General features: G+C 44.1%; 18 protein-coding genes. 3 read left to right on the top strand and 15 right to left on the bottom strand.

Translation table 11 applies throughout. From position 1 onward, the window contains the following. Positions 1 to 77 precede the first annotated feature (77 nt). Entirely contained in the window at positions 78 to 1,718 is a 1,641-nt protein-coding gene (locus AC0YOD_RS15730) for a response regulator (RefSeq protein ID WP_475800271.1), read from the bottom strand. Between the two features lie 3 nt (positions 1,719 to 1,721). After that, positions 1,722 to 3,524, bottom strand: a complete 1,803-nt coding sequence (locus AC0YOD_RS15735) for a cache domain-containing sensor histidine kinase (RefSeq protein ID WP_475800272.1) — start codon at positions 3,522 to 3,524, stop codon at positions 1,722 to 1,724. A gap of 187 nt (positions 3,525 to 3,711) precedes the next feature. Between AC0YOD_RS15735 and AC0YOD_RS15740 the strand changes: the two genes are divergently transcribed. Both AC0YOD_RS15740 and AC0YOD_RS15745 read left to right on the top strand, forming a co-directional pair. After that, positions 3,712 to 4,602, top strand: coding sequence for a carbohydrate ABC transporter permease (locus AC0YOD_RS15740; protein ID WP_475800273.1), 891 nt, complete (start codon positions 3,712 to 3,714; stop codon positions 4,600 to 4,602). After that, the gene (locus tag AC0YOD_RS15745; RefSeq protein ID WP_475800274.1) at positions 4,602 to 5,441 is read left to right on the top strand and encodes a carbohydrate ABC transporter permease; all 840 of its coding nucleotides are present in this window, start codon (positions 4,602 to 4,604) and stop codon (positions 5,439 to 5,441) included. Before AC0YOD_RS15740 ends, AC0YOD_RS15745 begins: the two co-directional genes overlap by 1 nt. Before the next feature lie 81 nt (positions 5,442 to 5,522). On the opposite strand, the gene AC0YOD_RS15750 is transcribed toward AC0YOD_RS15745, so the two are convergent. The 11 genes from AC0YOD_RS15750 to AC0YOD_RS15800 all read right to left on the bottom strand — a co-directional run bounded on the left by AC0YOD_RS15750 (position 5,523) and on the right by AC0YOD_RS15800 (position 16,000). Further along, positions 5,523 to 6,134: a flavin reductase family protein gene (locus AC0YOD_RS15750; protein WP_475800275.1), complete on the bottom strand. Its 612-nt coding sequence runs from the start codon at positions 6,132 to 6,134 to the stop codon at positions 5,523 to 5,525. A gap of 35 nt (positions 6,135 to 6,169) precedes the next feature. Then, entirely contained in the window at positions 6,170 to 6,781 is a 612-nt protein-coding gene (locus AC0YOD_RS15755) for an alpha/beta hydrolase (protein ID WP_475800276.1), read from the bottom strand. Continuing rightward, on the bottom strand, positions 6,781 to 7,728 hold the full coding sequence (locus AC0YOD_RS15760) for a ring-cleaving dioxygenase (protein WP_475800277.1): 948 nt from the start codon (positions 7,726 to 7,728) through the stop codon (positions 6,781 to 6,783). The genes AC0YOD_RS15755 and AC0YOD_RS15760 overlap by 1 nt, the downstream gene beginning before the upstream one ends. Before the next feature lie 179 nt (positions 7,729 to 7,907). Then, positions 7,908 to 8,360, bottom strand: a complete 453-nt coding sequence (locus AC0YOD_RS15765) for a MarR family winged helix-turn-helix transcriptional regulator (protein WP_475800278.1) — start codon at positions 8,358 to 8,360, stop codon at positions 7,908 to 7,910. Positions 8,361 to 8,532: 172 nt separating this feature from the next. Beyond that, on the bottom strand, positions 8,533 to 9,627 hold the full coding sequence (locus tag AC0YOD_RS15770; RefSeq protein ID WP_475800279.1) for an MBL fold metallo-hydrolase: 1,095 nt from the start codon (positions 9,625 to 9,627) through the stop codon (positions 8,533 to 8,535). Between the two features lie 123 nt (positions 9,628 to 9,750). After that, complete coding sequence (locus AC0YOD_RS15775) at positions 9,751 to 10,002, bottom strand: GlsB/YeaQ/YmgE family stress response membrane protein (protein ID WP_475800280.1); 252 nt, start codon at positions 10,000 to 10,002, stop codon at positions 9,751 to 9,753. A 275-nt stretch (positions 10,003 to 10,277) separates the two neighbouring features. Beyond that, positions 10,278 to 11,342, bottom strand: coding sequence for a sensor histidine kinase (locus tag AC0YOD_RS15780; protein WP_475800281.1), 1,065 nt, complete (start codon positions 11,340 to 11,342; stop codon positions 10,278 to 10,280). Further along, positions 11,339 to 12,013 (bottom strand): response regulator transcription factor, encoded by a 675-nt coding sequence (locus tag AC0YOD_RS15785; RefSeq protein ID WP_475800282.1) that lies wholly within the window; start codon positions 12,011 to 12,013, stop codon positions 11,339 to 11,341. The genes AC0YOD_RS15780 and AC0YOD_RS15785 overlap by 4 nt, the downstream gene beginning before the upstream one ends. A gap of 24 nt (positions 12,014 to 12,037) precedes the next feature. Beyond that, positions 12,038 to 13,780, bottom strand: a complete 1,743-nt coding sequence (locus AC0YOD_RS15790; protein ID WP_475800544.1) for an ABC transporter ATP-binding protein — start codon at positions 13,778 to 13,780, stop codon at positions 12,038 to 12,040. A 145-nt stretch (positions 13,781 to 13,925) separates the two neighbouring features. Then, positions 13,926 to 14,474 carry a class I SAM-dependent methyltransferase gene (locus AC0YOD_RS15795; RefSeq protein WP_475800283.1) on the bottom strand — a complete coding sequence of 183 codons (549 nt, stop codon included), beginning with the start codon at positions 14,472 to 14,474 and terminating at the stop codon, positions 13,926 to 13,928. Positions 14,475 to 14,551: 77 nt separating this feature from the next. Further along, positions 14,552 to 16,000 (bottom strand): DEAD/DEAH box helicase, encoded by a 1,449-nt coding sequence (locus AC0YOD_RS15800; protein ID WP_475800284.1) that lies wholly within the window; start codon positions 15,998 to 16,000, stop codon positions 14,552 to 14,554. 235 nt (positions 16,001 to 16,235) lie between these two features. Between AC0YOD_RS15800 and AC0YOD_RS15805 the strand changes: the two genes are divergently transcribed. Then, positions 16,236 to 18,470: a GDYXXLXY domain-containing protein gene (locus AC0YOD_RS15805; protein WP_475800285.1), complete on the top strand. Its 2,235-nt coding sequence runs from the start codon at positions 16,236 to 16,238 to the stop codon at positions 18,468 to 18,470. A 91-nt stretch (positions 18,471 to 18,561) separates the two neighbouring features. Here AC0YOD_RS15805 and AC0YOD_RS15810 read toward each other — a convergent pair whose 3' ends face one another. Together AC0YOD_RS15810 and AC0YOD_RS15815 are read right to left on the bottom strand one after the other, a co-directional pair. Further along, a complete protein-coding gene (locus AC0YOD_RS15810) occupies positions 18,562 to 19,023 on the bottom strand; it encodes a hypothetical protein (RefSeq protein ID WP_475800286.1) in 462 nt (153 codons plus the stop codon). 147 nt (positions 19,024 to 19,170) lie between these two features. Next, positions 19,171 to 19,908: a MerR family transcriptional regulator gene (locus AC0YOD_RS15815; RefSeq protein WP_475800287.1), complete on the bottom strand. Its 738-nt coding sequence runs from the start codon at positions 19,906 to 19,908 to the stop codon at positions 19,171 to 19,173. Between the last annotated feature and the right edge of the window lie 107 nt (positions 19,909 to 20,015).

A 20,015-nucleotide genomic window follows, 5' to 3' on the forward strand; every position in this document is an offset into this window, starting at 1 on the left:
GAAAATGAGAGGGGATAAGAATGTACATAAGTGATTAATTTAGGGTAAAAAAGAGAAGTCAGACGTTTGTTCACTTTTTACCCATTAGCATTGGACTGCCGATATTCCGAAGGTGATTCTGAGTAATAATTACGGAATGCTTTGCTAAAATAGTTCTTGTCCTTATAACCCAGCATCTCGGAAATATCCTGAATCTTTAAGCTTGAATCATCCAGCAGTTCCTTTGCCTTATCCATTCTAACCTTCTGCACATATTCATGAATACCATAGCTGAACTGCGCCTTAAAGAGCTTCATTAAGTATTCCCTGCTCAAAAAATATTTATCTGCAAACATCGATATTTTAATGTCTTCGAAATAGTGATTATCGATATAGTTTTTAATATCCCCTACGTCGAACGGCTGATTCGTCGTTTGTGACTTTCTTAACTGGCCGCTAAAAAACGCCAATATCTCATTGAGCAAATGCTCATATTGATCCATATTTGCAAAATCAGTTGAAATACCAATCTCTCGCAGCCCCTGCATGCCCTTCATAGGAAGCTGTTCCGGAGGAACACCCAGCTCAATCGCCATATCATTAAGCAATATAATAAAATCATGGCAAATCCGATCAGCCTGTCCCATACTAAACCACTGGGACACTCTCCACTGCTTGATATAATCCATTAATATCGTTTTTGCACTCAGCACATTGCCTGTCTCCAGCGCTTGCCGAATGCTCGAAATTCGGCTGGTCAATGAGGACACATCCTTTAGCGTCGCTGTTTTATCCCAATCACTAGCCACAGCGCCATCCTTCAGTTTAAGCAGATTCATACCATCCGCAGCAGCTTTCGCCGCTTCGTAGGAAGGTGCGAGCTCTAAAGCATCCTGACTGGAACGACCGATGCCTACCACAACAAGAATGCCGAATAATTCTTGAAGCGTGCTGACCACCTTGTTCATCTGATGAAGGGAACGGTAAGCAATATCCTCTAAATATCCGCCCTTCATCGTCAGGATCGTTATCATTTCTCTCTCCTGCTTCGGACTTGCAAAGCTGAAAGCTCCGAAGTGATCGCCGGAGATTTCATTGATGACATTCGCAATGGCAAATTGCAGCAGCTCCGTATCCTCATGAAACCGTTTCTTTCTTATTTGCTCCAAGTTCAGAACGCGCAGCACCACGGCTGTAAAGCGATTATCTGGATCATCCGCGCCGATTAGCGGCATAAAGGCTTCATTCGTATGGCTTTTGAAGCTGCGTTCTATGATGGAGAGATACACCTTCTCCTTGAGACGAGGCAGCGACATATTAAGTGTTATATTTCGATTTATAAACTCGCTATTTTTCTTTCTCTTGGCATCCAGCACATCAATCGCTTTGCGCAGTGACTGGTTGAGGTCGGTTCGATTGACCGGCTTCAGCAAATAATCAACAACCTTGGAGCGTATAGCTTGGCGAGTATATTCGAAGTCATTATAACCGCTTATAACGATCGTCAATAATTCAGGATAGTCACGCTCCATGATTGGCAGCAGCTCCATGCCGTTCAATTCCGGCATCTTCATATCCACGATTGCCAAATCAATCTTATTTTGGCTTAGCATCTCTAATGCAACCTTACCGTTGCTTGCTTCCAGCACCTCTACAATTCCAAGACCCTTCCAATCCCCTAGTATGCGAATAGCCTCGCGCAACGGCTCCTCATCATCAATAATAAGAACTCTATACATCGTTTACGCCCCCCGCGGTATAATCATTTCCATTTCTGTTCCCAGGCTGTCTGACCGTATGATTAACTCAGCTGACTCCCCGTAAAGCAGCTTGAGGCGAGAATTCAAATTAACGAGACCTACACTTTCGCCTTCATTATCACGATCATTCCATTCCGTCGTGAAGGAATGTCTCACCTGCTCCAGTCTTTCAGGCGTGAAGCCCGGACCATCATCTCGCACCGATATAATGACCTGCTTCTCCATCAACCTCACCTGAATAGCGATGGTGACGGTGCTCGACACCTTCTCCAGTCCATGCTTGATCGCATTTTCAACCAATGTCTGAATGGACAGCTTCGGAATTTCCAACTCCATTAGCGATTCGTCCCATTCATAAGTAACCTGTAGTCTGCTTCCAAAGCGCGCCTTCTGCAGAGACATATAATGACCGATATGCTTGAGTTCCTCTCTCGCCTGCACAATGTCCTTACCGCTGATGCAATACCGCAGTGTTAGTGCCAGTGCATCAATCATATCAGCTATATCGAAACGCTCATGCTTTAACGCTTTCGTAGAGATAGCCTGCAACGCATTATATAAGAAATGTGGATTGATTTCAGCCTCCAGCGCCTTTAGAATCGCATTTTTCTCGATTAGCTTCATCTTGTAGCGTTCATTAATGAGGTCATTTGTACGGCTCACCATCTGATTGAAATGGCGTGAGATATAGGCGATCTCATCTCGCCCCTTCACTTCCGTCTCCGCATCGAAATCTCCGCTGCTGAAGCGTTTCATTTGATGGGAAAGCTTCTTAAGCGGCCTTGTAATGGCATTTGAGAAATAGGAAACCAGTATGACAGCAAGCAATAGGAAGAGAAAACCTATCATAAAATTAAGATTTCTTGTCTGGGTAGCTGCTTTATACAACTGCTTATATGGAATGGGCTTGATCAGCTTCCAGCCTTCCCCTTCTCCCACATCGTAGACAACCAAATACTTCTGATCCCTGCCCTGCCAGGTCAAGGGAGCATCCAGACTGCTCGTCAGCTTCTCCGGCAGCGCTTTCTCCTTCATCTCCTCGAAAAAGGATAAATCATCGGCATAAAATAATTCATTATCTGGGCTTAAAAACTGCAAATGCTCCCCTGTGCTGATTGGAATGTCCGCAATGATCTCATTCCAAGTCGAATCATTATAGTAAAAAGAAAGCACCGCTTGCGGATCACGCGATACAATCGACCGAAGCACCCGATGATAGCCCATAAAGCTTTTGTCCGAAGGCAGCTGATAGCCTTCACTCCGATCTGTGTTTACCATAGGCTGATAGGCTTGATTGAACGAGCTCGACATTGCTTTCGCATACCAAGGCTGATAGCTTATGCTGTCGTCTACGACCGTCCGCACCGTTATATTGTAGTTCTCCTTCGTTACCGCATAATATTTCTTTTCCTTTACCACGTATAAATAAATGGCTTCCAAGTCACTTCGTGAATAAAACAACCCTCTCAAATAATTCTCCACGTACATCTTCGAGGAATAGTCACTCGACTCATGATTGATCGCATAAATGATTTCATCGTATTTGATTTGCGGAAGCGACAACTGCTCCATCCCTTTGAGGTATTCCTCCATGTTCTGATTCACCAGCAATAAATTGTTTGATGTGCTGGCAATGCTGTTCGCCACTGATTCCTTCTGAAGCATTTGATAAGAGATAAAGGTCAATGACCCAACGACGAGTATAATAATGAACGTAAAAAGCAAAATAAGCTTGTTTACAAGTTTTCTCGATATCGGCTCCAGCAATGAAGTTATCCATCTCACACCCTTTAAACCCATCTCTTTCACCGTCCCTTCAAGCCCTTTTGGGAGTTCACCTTTTTACCCTTAACTGATTTGTTAAATCCATTTTGAGGGAAGGGTCGCTGTTTTATAATACACAATATAGCTGAAAATCATTTTTGTACAGACCAGAGAATGAAACACAAAGAGTAACGAAAGAGGTGTTTAGATGTTTAAGTCATTAGGGAGAAAATGGGGCGAAAAGCTAGAGTTTGGTATTTTCACATTGCCGGTGCTCATTTGTATCGCAGTCGCGTTCTATATCCCGTTCGCCATGACGATTCGATATTCCATGACAAAATGGAACGGTATTTCCAAGCATCCGACATTTGTTGGTCTTGATAATTTTAAGCAAATATTTACGGGTGACGCGAACTTTGCCAGCTCGGCATGGTTTACGATTAAATACGCTGTTTTGTATATCGTGCTAGTCAATGTGCTGGCTATATTGCTAGCTGTTGTTCTGGATATGAAGCTGAAAACAACATCTTGGCTGCGGGCTGCTTTCTTCATCCCTTACATCCTTAGTCTTGTTATTGTCGGTTTCATTTGGAAGTTTATCTTCATGCAAGGCTTTGAATCTTTGGCTCAAAGCACTGGCCTTGGCATCTTCGATCTTAGCTGGCTGGGTGAACCGGGACTCGCATTCATATCGATCCTGTTTGTCTCCGTCTGGCAGTCCATTGGCTTCTACTTAGTTATCTATATCGCTGGCTTGCAGTCCGTACCCGATGATCTGAAGGAAGCTGCAACCGTTGACGGTGCCGGTCCTGTACGCAGATTTTTCAGTATTACGTTGCCACTGCTTGCGCCTTCCATCACCATTTCTGTCTTTATGGCTTTGACTAACTCCATTAAAGTGTTTGACGTCATCCTCTCCCTTACTGGCGGCGGACCTGGCGGATCAACTTACAGTATCGCTTACGATATTTATAGAGATACTTTCCAGAACAACCTTTACGGCTATGGAACAGCGAAGGCGCTTATATTGTTCGTTGCGGTTCTGTTCGTTACGATCATTCAATTAACGCTCTTCAAGCGCAGGGAGGTTGAAGCGTAATGCAAACAAAAAGAAAAATAAACACAGGGAAAATCATTCTTGAAGTCATCATGGTGCTTCTCTCTATTGTCTTTCTATATCCACTGTTCTTAGCCATTAACAACTCGTTCAAAAGCTTCGGCGAGGTTATGACCGACGTCGTAGCATTGCCTAAGCAGCTGGCATGGGAAAATTATTCCTATGTATGGTCGTTTATCAATTACCCTAAGCTGTTTCTCAACAACTTTGTCATTACAACAGTAGGACTTGCCGGAATCATTTTGGTTTCCTCTATTGCAGCCTATAAGCTCGCTAGAACCAAAACACGCTGGAGCGGATTGCTTTATCTGCTCTGCATTATGCCGATGCTCATTCCGTTTCAATCGATCATGTTAACAGTATTGCAGCTCGCAAAAAACTTGCACCTGTCAGAAAGCACTTGGGGACTCGGTATTCTCTACTGGGGCTTTGGCGCTCCGCTTGCCGTATTTATTTATCACGGCTTTGTGAAGGGCATACCGAAGGAAATTGATGAGAGCGCAACAATAGACGGCGCTTCAGGCTTCAAGCTGTTCTTTCTCGTTATTTTCCCGCTGCTAAAATCCGTAACGACTACAATCGTCATCATTGATGTCATGTGGATCTGGAATGACTTCCTGTTGCCGCTCCTTATGGTCAATGGCTCGCCAGATACAAAAACATTGACGCTGGCAGCATACACATTCGTTGGTCAATATACATCGGATTGGCAATATGCAATGACGGCAATGGTTATGGCTGTTCTGCCTTCAATCGTCGTTTTCATATTCCTTCAAAAGTATATCGTCAAGGGTGTCGTGGCAGGCGCGGTAAAAGGTTAATAATCTCCATATGAAAAAGGAAGAGGACCCGCGTATTTCGCTGGTCCTCTTCCTTTGTTTAAAACCATATTGGCTCTCGTCTTATTCCGGACGATCCATTGAAAATTGTTCACCCAGCTTAGCGTAATCACTGCCTGCAAGACGACTTACCGGTTTCAGCTCATTAGCATGAATGCGGCCTTTATCAATCAGGTTGTCGTCTACATGGAAGCGAACGACACGTCCAATGAGAAGATCGCAAGCAGGAGCGTCCGCTGTGCCTCCAAGCTGCAGCGCCTGCTCCAGCACGCATTCCATTCGGATCCTCGCTTCCGCAATGCCTGGCACGCTTATGCTGTCACTTGGTATGGTTGTTAGCCCTGCCAACACAACCTCGCTTTCGTCCGGCGGCAAGCTCGCTGCTGTCGCATTAATTGCTTCAACATAGCTTTCATCGGAGATGTGAACGACGAATTCAGATGCGGAAATAGCATTGCGTGCTGTATCCTTCTGAGCACCACCACGACGTTGTACGGAGACAGCAATCATCGGCGGATTCGCTGTAACAATATTGAAGAAGCTGAAAGGTGCGGCATTCACTACACCCTCACTGGAGAGCGTCGTTACAAAGGCAATGGGTCTTGGAATAATACTGCCAATTAGCAGCTTATAATTGTCCTGTACGCTTTGATTCGCTGGATCAATTGAAACCATCCTTGCTTCCCCCTTCCCAGATATCTTTCCCTTGTTTATATTTGAAAGGTTTCGTTAAACCAAGCTTCCGCAGCAGCCACTTCCGTGTTTGTAAGCTGATGTCCATAAGGCTCCCAATGCACATCAACGGATGAGCCTGCTCCTCTCAATAAGCGCTCAAGCTCCTCTGTTTCCTGCGGCGTACACATGTGGTCATTGGAACCCGCACCAATGAAGCAAGGCACACCGGTCAAATCAGGCAGCTTTACGCCGCGGATAGGAACCATGGGATGATGCAATACTGCTCCGCTAAGCGTTCCTTCGTAATGAAACATCAAGCTTGCCGCAATATTTGCCCCGTTAGAATAGCCTACCGCAACGATATTATTGCGGTCAAAGCCGTATTCAATAGCCGCGGTATCTAGGAAATCATTCAGCTCTTTCGTACGAAACAGCAAATCTTCAATATCGAATACACCTTCTGCCAGTCTGCGGAAATAACGCGGCATTCCGTTCTCCAGTACATTGCCTCTAACGCTCAGCACCGATGATGTCGGTGATAAACGATCCCCAAGTGGAAGCAAATCACGCTCCGTTCCACCTGTTCCGTGCAGCAGCAGCAATACCGGTGCCTGTAGATCTGTCCCTTGTTTAAATATATGTTTCATTATTTATCCTCCTCGAGTACACGAATTTCAAATGGTGATAATCCTTGTTCAATAAGCGCTCGATGCTCTTCATACCAATCTGGCAGCATCAGTTTCTCGCCCAGTTTGTCCGGCTCTTCATCACGAGCAAAGCCCGGAGGATCCGTTGCGATTTCGAACAATATGCCGCCTTCCTCACGGAAGTAGATGGCATTGAAATATTGACGATCAATAATCGGAGTAGGCTCAAAACCTTGTTTAGCAACAAAATTTCTCCAAGCAGTATGCTCCGTATCATCTTTCGCACGCCATGCAATGTGATGGACCGTACCTGAACCGCCGCTTCCCTGCTCCATTGGCTCCATATAGATATCGATCAGGTTGCCCAAATCTCCTGTCGCTATGAATCGTGCATATAGGCCTTCTTGACCGACCCTTTTTAGGCCCATCACTTGAACCAGCAAATCTGCCGTTTTGGAAGGTGCTGTACTGTACAGAATGGCGCCACCAAAACCTTTAATCGCTTTATTAGCAGGCACTCCGCCAAAGGACCATTTACTTTCTTTGCCGCCAGCGCGAGCTGTAATTTCCAGCTTCAAGCCGTCAGGATCAGCGAATTGCAAATATTGCTCGCCAAATCTTTCTGTTTGTTCATAGTGTACACCAAGCTTCTCTAGACGCGCTTTCCAGAATGAGAAGGCATCTTCGGGCACAACATAGGTGGTATAACCGACTTGCCCGCCACCTACACGTCCTCTACGAGAGTTTTCCCAAGGGAAAAATGTAATGATGGTGCCTGGGCTGCCTGCTTCATCTCCGAAATACAGATGATAGACCTCTGGCGCATCGAAGTTAATGGTCTTTTTGATTAATCGCAAGCCTAATACACCTGCGTAAAAGTCTGCCGTTTGCTGCGGGTTTCTTACAAAAGCCGTTATATGATGAATACCTGATGTTTGCATAATCATTTTATTCACTCTCCTTATTTTATACGAGATACTTTCATACCTCTATATGATGTGTAAATATGATTTATAATTATTATGATTTAAAGAATCTTTAAATTAAGATATTTGGGAAGCAAAAGCCGATTATGGCTAAATTGCTTTCATTCATTCTTAAAGATCACTCAGCGTAATCGTAATCACTACTTGTAATTCTCCTGCGCAAATCTTCCTAGCTTCTTCAACAGCTCACTTGCAAGCCTCTTCTCTTCCTCCGACAAGCCATTTGCAGCCGCTTCAATAATGGCGGTATGAGCTGGAAAAACATCTTCAACAAATTGTTGTCCCTCGTCAGTAAGCTCCCCATAAATGAGGCGTCTATCCTCTGTAGAGGCCCTGCGACGAACCATTCCTTTGTTGACTAGCTTATCTACTACATACGTGATATTCCCGCTGCTCATCAGCACCTTCTCGCCAATTTGCTGCAGTGGCTGCGGTCCCTTGTGAAATAATAGCTCTAGTACGCCAAATTCAGTGCGGTTCAAACCATGTGTACGAATATCTCGGTCCGCATGGGCATTCACCCATTGGCTCGCTCTGGAAAGTGCAATGAAGAGATCGAGTGATGTATTCTGTTGCTTTCCATCTTCAGTCATACTCTTTTCTCCTCCCTTGCTTTATTATTTGAATTCGAATAAATATCTTAAATTAAAGATAATACAATTAAAGATAGTTGTCAAGCGCTTCAATTAATTATTTGAAAAAAAGAAACCGACAACCTTGTCGGCTCCTCAATCATAATCTTATCAATGAGAATGCCGCTATCACTTACCGCCACCAACGAGAGGAAGGATATGCTGCCCCATCTATAAATACAGTCTCCCCGATTTTCGGCGTGGCTAGAATGGCGTTATGTTGCTCCGCAGCTTTCAGTACTCGTTCGATTGGATCTCTCCAGCTATGTAAGGCCAGCGCGAAAGCACCCCAATGAATGGGGATCATTACCTTTCCCTTTACATCCAAATGAGCCTGAACCGTCTCCTCCGGCATCATATGAATAACAGACCATCGTTCATCATATTGCCCGCATTCCATTAGCGTCAGATCAAATGGTCCGTACTTTTTCCCGATTTCTTCAAAATGAGGACCATAACCGCTGTCACCGCTAAAGAACACCTTCGTTTCACGTCCTTTAATAACCCATGAACACCATAATGTCGCATCACGATCTGTTAAGCCTCTCCCAGAGAAATGTCTGGCTGGCGTACACGCCAAGGTTAGTCCGCCGTATTGGAATTCATCCCACCAGTCATGCTCCTCTATTCGAGCTTCTTCAATACCCCAGCGTATTAAATGCGGGGCAACGCCAAGCGGTACAATAAATCGCTTAACCTTCTTATTGAGCTTCAAAATAGAGCCATAATCGAGATGGTCGTAATGATCATGAGAAATCAATACAGCATCAATGCTTGGAAGTTGTTCAATTTCAAACGGCAATCCTTTGCTAAAACGCTTCCCGCCAATTTGCGGAAAAGGCGACGGAGCTATTCCGAACATAGGATCAAGAAGCAGCGTTTGGCCGTCCAGTTGCAAAAGTGCTGCTGAATGACCGAACCAGGTCAGCTTAGGCTGCGTTTCGCCTTTTAGGTAAAGCTCGCTCAAGCGTTCTGTCAGAATGGGCTTAGAGGGTTTAGATTCCTCATTGCCTCGGATAAACTGTATCAGCATCTTAAGCTTTTGACCTACTGAAAAATCCATTTTTGTCGGGGTAAGATTAACGAATTTTCCCTTATCATAATGGTGAGAGCGTGCTAGCAGCTGTTTCCTCTTCTTCGTTGGAAGCGACCCAAGAGGAGGATAGTACAATAGTACTAACAAAGCGATTACTAAAATAATGACAATAACAGCGAGCAGAATAAGCATGGCATCCAACCTCTTTCATCAACTTCATTGCTTGCATAAAAAAAACCGTTAATGAAGTATACGAAGCGACTTCATTAACGGTTTTATTTATTTCCATTTATTTTAGATGTAAAACAAATTCCATTACGCTTTTCTTGTACTGCGTAAAATGGCTGTGAGGATAAGAACAACCACGATGGCGCCGATAATTGCCGGTACTAATGCAAAACCGCCAATCGCTGGACCCCAGCTGCCTAGAATCAATGTACCGAGCCAAGCTCCTACGAAGCCGGCTATAATATTGCCGATGATACCTCCCGGTACATCACGTCCTGCGATTAGTCCACCTAACCAACCGATAACTCCGCCTACAATTAGTGTCCATAAAAAACCCATATTCATCTACCCCTCTCAGTGTGGCTAAAGTCTTGCTTATGCCGTGTTGTTATAGTTAAGAATACACATACACGCTTGTTTTGAAACAAAGAAGCAACTGGCAGTTCATGGATATGTTCTACATGCCCGTGCTTCAGCGTAAGCGATATTCCTTTTATTTACGCCTCTCCTTATGAGAAGTATATAAATTTTGCAATCATTTCATTCAAGCTAAATATACCCATTGCTCCGCATACAAAAAAATAGAGCTGGAAGCCAGCTCTATTCCTCCATTCTTATTTTGAAGCTGATTTCGGCAAACGAACTTCGAAGATCGATCCTTCCTTCAATCGACTTTCTACTTCAATCTCGCCATGATGCAGCTCAACAATCTTTTTCACTATCGACAGACCAAGTCCGCTCCCGTCCGCTGTACGGGTACGCTGTTTATCACCTTTATAAAAACGTTCAAAAATCCGAAGCTGATCCTCCGTGGAGATGCCTACACCTGTATCTTCAACTCGTACATGAATGAAATGCTCCGTTTCACTAAGCATAACCTTTACACTCCCTTGAGAGGGAGTAAATTTGATTGCATTATGGATCAAATTAACCCATACCTGGCTCAACATGCCTTCATTCGCCATGATTTCTGTTTCCGGCAGCTCCAATTCAAGCTCAAGCTCCTTCTCCAGCCATTGCGGCTCACAAGCCAGTACAATGCTCTCAAGCTGAAGGTCCAAACGATAAAGCCGCCGATCCAGCTCCTGCTGCTCCGATTCCAAGGTCGTCAGCTTGAGCAGATTATCGCTTATTTTGGAAAGACGCGTTGTTTCTTTCTCAATGATAGATAAATAATGCCTTTGCTCTTCTGGACTAAGATCCTCGCGCTGCAGTGTACTCGCAAAACCCCGAATAGATGTCAAAGGAGACTGAATTTCATGAGATACATTCGATATAAACTCCTGGCGAAGAAGCTCAACCTGCTTCAGTTCCTGCGCCATATCATTAATGGACTGAACGAATTCTCCAATTTTCCCTTGATGCCTGTCTAGTTTAATCGTTACATCAAAATCACCTTTGGCCATTTTTCTGACCGCTTGTATCATTTCATACCAAGCTGCCTTCTGCCTCGGTCTCATAATCAGTCCAGCTAACCCAAATGAAATAAACATGATTAAATTGCCTAGTCCCCAAATAGTCAATTGCCTAACATAATGGAAACCGTTCGCTTCCATACTGGGATCAAACCAATTTAAAAGCCAGTAGGCCGCGGTGAATGCTAACCCGCTGAATAGGAACATCACTGTAACGCTCATTATAAAATGGAGCACGATTCTCGTCTTTGACTGGTTCTTCATTTCACTTCCTCCAGCCGATAACCAAGTCCGCGAATCGTACTAATTTTAATGGAGAGCTTCCAAACTACGAACCGCTCTCGCAATCGATTAATATGCACGTCCAGCGTCCGTTCATTGCCATCGAAATCATAGCCCCAAATCCCTTCAATAAGCTGATTCCTCGTCAGTGTCCGACCGATATGACTAACTAGCATGAACAATAGCTCAAACTCCTTAAGAGGAAGTGTGATGGGCTCTGAAAGAATTCTTACCTCATACGTCTGTTTGTCGAGCAGCAGCCCAGCAACGGCTACCTGCTGCGATATCGTGATTCGGTAACGCTTAAGCAGCGCTTTTACCCTGACTGTTAGCTCGGCAGGATCAAACGGTTTTATCAAATAATCATCCGTGCCTAGATTAAAGCCTCTAACCTTATCGCCCATTTCGCCTTTTGCGGTCAGCATCAGAAGCGGAATATCATATTGACTGCGCAGCTGCTTGCACAGCTCCCAACCATCCATGTTCGGCATCATGATATCAAGCACAACCATATCGGCGGGGGAAGACTCCATCAATTTCAGTGCAGACTGACCATCCTCCGCTTCCTGAACGCTCAGTCCCTCCTTCTTTAAAATAACGCGGACTAGCTCCCGAATATGTGGATCATCATCTACTACCATCACATAGCCCATATGCAATCCCTCTCCTCATCATTCTTAAGCCGTCTTGTTCATCCGAAGCTGACCATTTGCAAATTCACGATACATCGTATGAGAAGCATAGAGCTGTTCATGCGTTCCTATGCCTGTTATAACACCCTTCTCTAAGAACACGATGGAATCTGCATCTACCACTGTCGACAAGCGATGTGCAATAACGACTGTTGTACGACCGACCATTAAGTTTTTCAAGGCTTCCTGCACGACTTCCTCTGATTTGCTGTCTAGATTAGAGGTCGCCTCATCAAGCATGAGAATTTTAGGATCTCGCAGCAACGCTCTGGCGATGGCTATCCGTTGTCGCTGTCCGCCGGAGAGCTTAATTCCGCGTTCCCCAACCTCCGTTGCGTAACCATCCGGCAAAGCCTCGATAAAACCGTCTGCGTAAGCCATTCTAGCAGCTTGTTCGATTTCCTGCTCACTAGCTTCTCGGTCGAGACCATAGCACAGGTTATCTTTGATTGTACCGGCAATAATCGGACTTTCTTGAGACACATAGCCAATTTGTCTTCGCCATGAACGAAGCGAGGTATCATGAATATCCGTTCCGCCTATTTTGATTGAGCCTGTTGTAGGGGAATAGAATCGCTCTAACAAAGAAAATAACGTTGTTTTCCCGCTGCCGCTTGGACCGACAAGCGCCGTTACCTTGCCCGCTTCAATGCTCAAGCTTACGTCTCGAAGAATTTCCTCATCCGCCTTATACGCAAATGTAACATTCTCCATCTCCAGCGTCTGATTCATTTCTGTTAATGGTTTTCCGTTATCTTGTTGTTCCTCTTCAGCTTCTAGAATACCGATAATACTCTCTGTCGCACCCATCGCCTTCTGAAATTGGGTGAAAAACTGTGAAATTTGCGTAATAGGGAGAATGATTTGGAATAAATACATAATGAAAGCGACCAGTTCACCCGCAGTCATAGCGCCTGAGGACACCTGTACGCCGCCAAATCCAATCAAACAAACGAGCAGCAGTATAATAACAAAGGAGACCATCGGCGAAATTAATGCCTGCATACGCGCTTCCTTCAAACCAAATTTAAATAGATTTTGGATGCCTGTGCGTCCTTGCTCAAATTCTGCCGGCTCCGAGCCTGATGCTTTCACTAGGCGAATTTCGGATACGACGCGATTGACGACCGAAGTAAAACGGGCATTTTCCGCTTGTGTTTCTTTCGATATAACAAACATTTTACGACCAATGGGTACCATTATTAGGGCCGCTACTGGAAATACAGTAAGCATAATGAGCGTCATTTGCCAGTTCATATAGAATAGAATGCACAAGGCACCGATAATGGATAAGATACCTGTGAAAAAACCAGTTACATGCTCTGTAATCAGGCCCTTTAAAATCGCTGTGTCATTCGTAAGCCGGCTAATTGTATCACCGGATGATTTACTGTCATAATACGGAACAGGCAAGCGCAGCAGCTTGCGCCACAAACGTTCACGAATTGACGCTACTATTTTATTACCGCCGTAATGCAGGAAATACACGGATAAACCGCCTGACACAACCTGAGCAATAAAAGCTATAGCCATCAATATGATTTGACTCGTGCTTAAGGAGCCAAATGAAAATCCGTTAACGAGATTTTTTGTGAATAACGGTATGGTAAGACTCACTAATGTTGTTATTACACTAAGAATGACTGCAATCGACAGCAGCAGCTTTGGAGGATTCGTCTCCATAATGAGTCCAATGAAGCGCCGCACACTATTTTTTTTATTGGGCATGATTGATTTACTCACTCCTCTTTCTCTATATTTCTCTTCTCTCTTCTTCTCTCCACCACGTTTCCTACTTTACGCCACCAATTTAAACAGAGTTTAAACGGAACTAGCCTAAAAATATTTCCATTCTCCGAGTAATTCCCTCTCTCTATGCCTTATACACATAAACCTTCGTCCGATACATATCTCGGCATTCAATTACACGTTCTGGCTGCCAATCCGGCAATGCAAAACAAATGCTAATAATATAAGAGCCGGGTGCCAGCTGTGCATAGAAAACTGCGCTCAACCGTTTCATTGCGCCCGGATAGAGGTAACACACAACCGTATCCACATTCGTGTAACAATATGTGTATAAATCATCTCTTATAAACGATACATTGACCCTATTTTCGATTTTTTGGGCTATAAAAGATATCCACATGGGGATAAGTGAATTTTCAATTCCGATAATCCTTCTGTGGGGAAAGCTTTTGCCAGCTTGAAGAGCAAGCGTCCCCCAACCAGACCCCGCTTCTAGCAGCACACCGCGGCTTGGCAGCCTCCTTAGCTCCTGAATGACCGTGCGCCTTACGATTGCCGAAGAGGGCATCGGGGATATGCCATTCCTCCAGCTCCTATAAACGATGGAAATAACCGCTAGAAGAGCAGCAACGGTCACCAAAAGAGATACGATCTCATATATGTTCTTTTCCATTCTCAAACTCCTTATGTCGGTATAAAAAAAAGATGATCTCGGCAGGCTGCCGAAATCATCTTTGCCGGAATGGTTTATTACGATTTGTTGCCTCTACGAACCTTGAGCAGTTTGCCTTTTACAGTCGTATTCTTCATAAGCTCCAGTACAAGAGACCCTTTGCCATTAAGAATTTCAACATCCGTAACATGATCTAGTATGGTAATAATACCGATATCATCTGCCTCAACGCCATCTAATTTGGCAATCGTACCTACAAAATCAACCGCTCTAAGCTTCTTTTTCTTGCCGCCGTTGAAATTCAGCTTCAATATTTGTTTGTTCAATTGCTCGCGTTTATCCTTCTTAAGAACAGGACCGACGTTAATTTTTTGCTCGAAATCATCTCTGCGAAGGGATACAGCATCTTCAGAAGGAGCTTTTACTCTTGTAATGCTGAAGCCGATGTATTCTTCAATATCCGCTAAGCGTCTGCCGTCCTTAGGCGCTATGAAAGTAATGGCTTTGCCCGTCTTGCCAGCTCGTCCCGTTCTGCCTGTGCGATGCACATAGCCTTCCTTCTCAAGCGGGATATCATAGTTGATAACATGCGTAATATTGGTAATATCGATGCCCCGTGCTGCTACATCCGTAGCGATCAAATAACGGAACTGACCTCTGCGGAATGCGTTCATAACCTCGAATCGCTCATCCTGCTCCATGCCGCCGTGAATGCGATCACAAGGATAATCAAGATCGGCCATTCCTCTGAATAATTGATCCACATTCTCTTGCGTGCGGCAGAAAATAATACAGCTATCTGGATTCTCAACGATCATGACATCTTGAAGCAAAGCAAACTTGTCCGCTTCCTTCACTTCAATTAGAGAATGCTCAATGGTAGCCGTTGTAAGCCCAGAAGCCTTAATCTCGATCCGTTCCGGATCATTCATATATTTGTTCGCAAGCTTAGCAACATCCTCTGGGAAGGTAGCAGAAAACAGCATCGTAACGCGATCCTTCGGCAGCTTCTGAATAATGGACTGCACCTGCTCAATGAAGCCCATGTTCAGCATTTCATCCGCTTCATCAATAACGAGATATTTGATACGCTCCAAGCTCATCGTTCCACGATCAATATGGTCAAACACACGGCCCGGCGTACCTACAACCATATGCGTTCTTTGCTTAAGCTCTGCTCTTTGAATATGAAAGGGATGTCTGCCATAAACGGCAGTTGCTTTAATCCGCTTGAATCGTCCGATGTTCGTAATGTCCTCATTTACTTGAAGCGCAAGCTCTCTTGTTGGCGTCAAAATGAGCACCTGAGGCTTATTTTCATTCCAGTCCACCAGCTCGCAAAGCGGAATGCCGTAGGCTGCTGTCTTACCGCTGCCTGTTTGCGATTTGACAACGAGATCCTTGCGCTGCAATGCGACAGGAATAACCTGACTTTGCACCTCTGTCGGTGTCTCGTAAGACAGACTCTCTAACGCTTTTACAATCTCATCACTTAATGAATAGTCTTTAAAATTTTTCTCGCTCATGTATAGACCTCTTCTGCTTGTATTGGTAGAGCCTTCTGGGTTCTGGCTCTTCATTTCGTATTTCATTAAGAATAGCATAATAACACGCATTTGCCGTCATTAACCGCATATAGTTTTGGTCATAATAAAATAATATCCACTTTCGCCCATTAGGTACTATAAAAAGTGGGTACTAGTTGGTTATAGGAACGGTCTTTATAATCAAGACATACCAACATGAAAGCGAGTGAATGCAATGCTCCGATTAAATGTTACACGCGTCGGTTTTCTAATGGGTGTATCCCTGCTGCTCGCAGCTATCATCTATTTCTTTGCGGCAAATTGGACGGGGCTCAGCCGTGCGGATAAAATTCTTGCTTCAGCAGGCATTATGGTCCTGTTCTACGGTGTTTCCTTTCTTTTTTCTAAAATGAAAATCATGCTAGGCCATCATTCTTTTCTCTCGGCTATTTTTCTAGTAGGAGGATGTATTTCGTTTGGTGCAGCCGTTGCCTTACTTAACCAAATCTACAATGCGCAGGTTGATACGTATGAATTATTTCTAGTTTGGTCCATTCCTGCTCTGCTATTCGCAGTGATTACCCGTTATAATCCATTTTATATTTTGGCTTATACGCTGATCCATCTCACATTATGGAAATATTTTTTCCCAACTTCCTTAAGCATCTCTCATTCGGAAGGGCAGATTTTGATGATTGGCGCTTTATTCGCTCTTCTTAATCTACTTCTATTCGTTATTATTGAAGCAAAATGGCTTTCATCGCGGCCGCTTAAGGCGATCAGCTTTGTCATATTCCATCTTTCCTTAATCATTCTATCCTTTTCATTTGATGAAGCTGGATATAAATTGCTGACTAATAGCGCCGCTATTATCGCCATTGCGTTCGGCTTTTATTATTTTGCCCGCATTCGATTGAACAAAACAATCCTTACACTCAATGCGCTTGCAGCAACAGCTTACGCTGTATGCAAATTCATTGAACTGTTGGTCCATCACGCTTCTTCAGGCTTTTATATACTGGGACTGCTATTTGTAGCCCTGCTGCTGACGGGAAATGTATGGTTCTTCCGTTATGTAAACAAGCTTGGAAAACAACATGCTTCTAATGATGCTCACGAGAATGAAAAATCTCAAGATGAACATAAAGGCGTGCTGGCTGGGAATATCGTGTCCATGATTATTACGATCCTCGGCGTCTTTATCGGCAGTGTCTCCCTTATCGGTCTTGTCTTCCTTGCCAGCAGCGAGGTCGAACCGCAGCATTTGCTTTACGTTATAGCATTGCTGTTCATTATTCCAATGATATTCCTGCCTCGGATCAATCCGGCAGTTCGGTATACGATCCTTACAATTGGTTATACCGCAGGAATGGTATCCATCCTATGGACGGACACCCTCCTTCTATCGGTCCTGTTTCTAATCGTGACGACAGCAGGCTGGTTTAGATTGCAAGGACGCACTCAGCATCTATTCACCTATTCACTTATTAATATTAATATCTCGATTATCTTGTTTAATCTGTTCGAAACCGTTAATCATGCCGAGTCCATTATTGTGTTCATTCTAGCGATTATGAATGCTCTGTTTTATGAGAGTCATTTCTTGCTTCGTGAAGGGGCTTTGAGAGATCATATTAGAGAATGCGGATTTTTCTTTACCCTGCTCTTTATGTTCTGGCTTACCTTTATGAGCAATATTTTCCCTTATTCGAATGAGCTGTTCAACATCATAAACTTCATACTCGTAACTATTCTGGCGTTCGTATTTGTACGCCGCAATCAAGCAATAGAAGCCGTAATCAGCTTGGTATTCTGGTTCCTATTTATTGCATACAAATATTATGATTTATTTTGGACACTCTTACACAAATCCATTACGCTAGCCCTTCTGGGCATACTAGCGATCATTATTACTTATGTTTTTGCTTATCGCTCCCATGCGCGTATACCGGAAGAGAAGGGCAAACAGAGCAACTTATTTCAAAAGAGTCCCATTCTCATTGCAATCCTTATCGCTTTGCAGCTTGGTTATGTCGGCTACCATGTAGCTGCGAGTGAAATATTACTGGCTAACGGTACTTCCGTTAAACTAAAAATAGAGCCCGTTGATCCTAGATCTATGCTTCAAGGAGACTATGTTACATTAAGCTATGGCATTTCCACACCATCGCAAGCGGTCAAGAACGAATTAGAGACACATGATAGCCTAGTCCGTATTAAAGCCGTACTGCGACCAGATGAGAACGGCGTATACATGCTGGATCGCTTATACAAGCATGATGAAAAGCTCGCGGATACGGAAGTTCTGATCAACGGAACCATCAGTGGTTGGGGGCGCATCTATTATGGCATTGAAACCTTTTTTGTAGCCGAGGGTACAGGCATTGAAACGGAACAAAATGCCAAGTACGCATACATCAAGGTGAATACAAAAGGCGATGCTTTACTGGAGCGACTTAGCAAGGGTTAGCTTCCGCTTATAAAACAAATAGCAGGTTGTATGCCGCTACAAGCGAGCATACAACCTGCTATTTGTTTCTATCTTCTTTATTTAATGTTTGTTATACGGTTGTCATTTTCCCGAGCTCAGGGAAGTCCTCTAAATATCCATTGCGCTCCAGCTCAGCTATAGCTTTGCGAATGCTGTTCTCATCTTCTCCCGACTGATCAGAGAGCGAGATTAGATCGGCTAGCGTAATATCTCTATGCTCCTTGCAATAAGTAAGCAAGCCCTTCGCTGCCCATGAAAGACGGTCATCCTGGAATTCACCGATCATTTTGCGGAACAATTTATGTGGAATGAGCTGCTCGTCAGCGAGTACTTGCAGCGCTTTGATGGTCTGCTTCTCCGTCATTCGACCTTTTTCCGCAACCTCGTGCAAGCTTATAGAAGCGGAATCACTTGTGCAGGAGCTAAGCACGATGTAAATCATTTGCGAATAAATATCCAAGCTCGGCTTATGAAAGATCTCGGTAGAAAGTGTAAAATTTTTCGTGTAGCTAGGTAGTGTTTCAGTCGTCATTATGTAATTCCCCTCTCCGGTTAGTCTATACCATCATAAAGGTTCGGGAGGGGCAATTCAATTTGGGCCATATTAGAAATTACTAATGGGAACGGCTTCTTTCATCGTCGTTCACAGGTTCTCGCGGTCATGCTTACGCTTAGATCTTTATTTATGATTTTCTGCGAAAATACTCATTGCATTGCGCATGAATAAGCTTAAGCCTTCGCCGAATTTATCGATATTTTTCGTAAAACGCTGGTCGTCTACATACATCTGTCCTAAGCCTTTAAAGGCTTCATACGAGTAGCTGCCCATTCCATTCAAAAATACGTACCATTCTTCAATTGCAGCCTGTGCCGCATCAGAGTCTGGCGGCTCGTTGCGAAGCAGTGCAAGCCTAGTATATATAGCATTCATGCTCTCAGCTATTTCACCTTGTTCCTGCTTCGACATGCTGCCTACTTTAGCATTGCTCTTGTCTACTGCCTCATCTCCCCAGCGCTCTCTCGCCTCTTGCTGATAGGGGTTGCTGCTGAAATCAAAGCCTTCAAATTTTTGTTCATTCGTCATTTCTATTTCTCCTCTCGTTTGCATGATCGTTCGGTCAATCGTCATAATCATTTGATCCAGCTGCTTACGCTTATCGAGCAGCATTTTTCGGTGCAGCAGAAGGGCATCCTCCCTTCGAAAAGATGGACGGCTTATAATCACTTTAATCTCCTTCAACGGAAAACCGAGCTCGCGAAAAAATAAAATTTGCTGAAGCAGCTCTAGATTTTTTTCCGAATAGAGACGATATCCAGCTTCTGAAACTTGCTCCGGCTTAAGCAAGCCAATTTCGTCATAATGATGCAGCGTGCGCACACTGATCCCTGCAAGATTGGATACTTCTTTTATTTTCATCGCTCTCTTGCCTCCTTAATTGTCACTATAATGGCTGACGTTACGTGAGAGTCAACATCCAAAAATATATACTGGAAAAATAAAAAGAAGCTGCCCTCCCACCACAA

The organism is Paenibacillus sp. J31P13 (assembly GCF_056269295.1).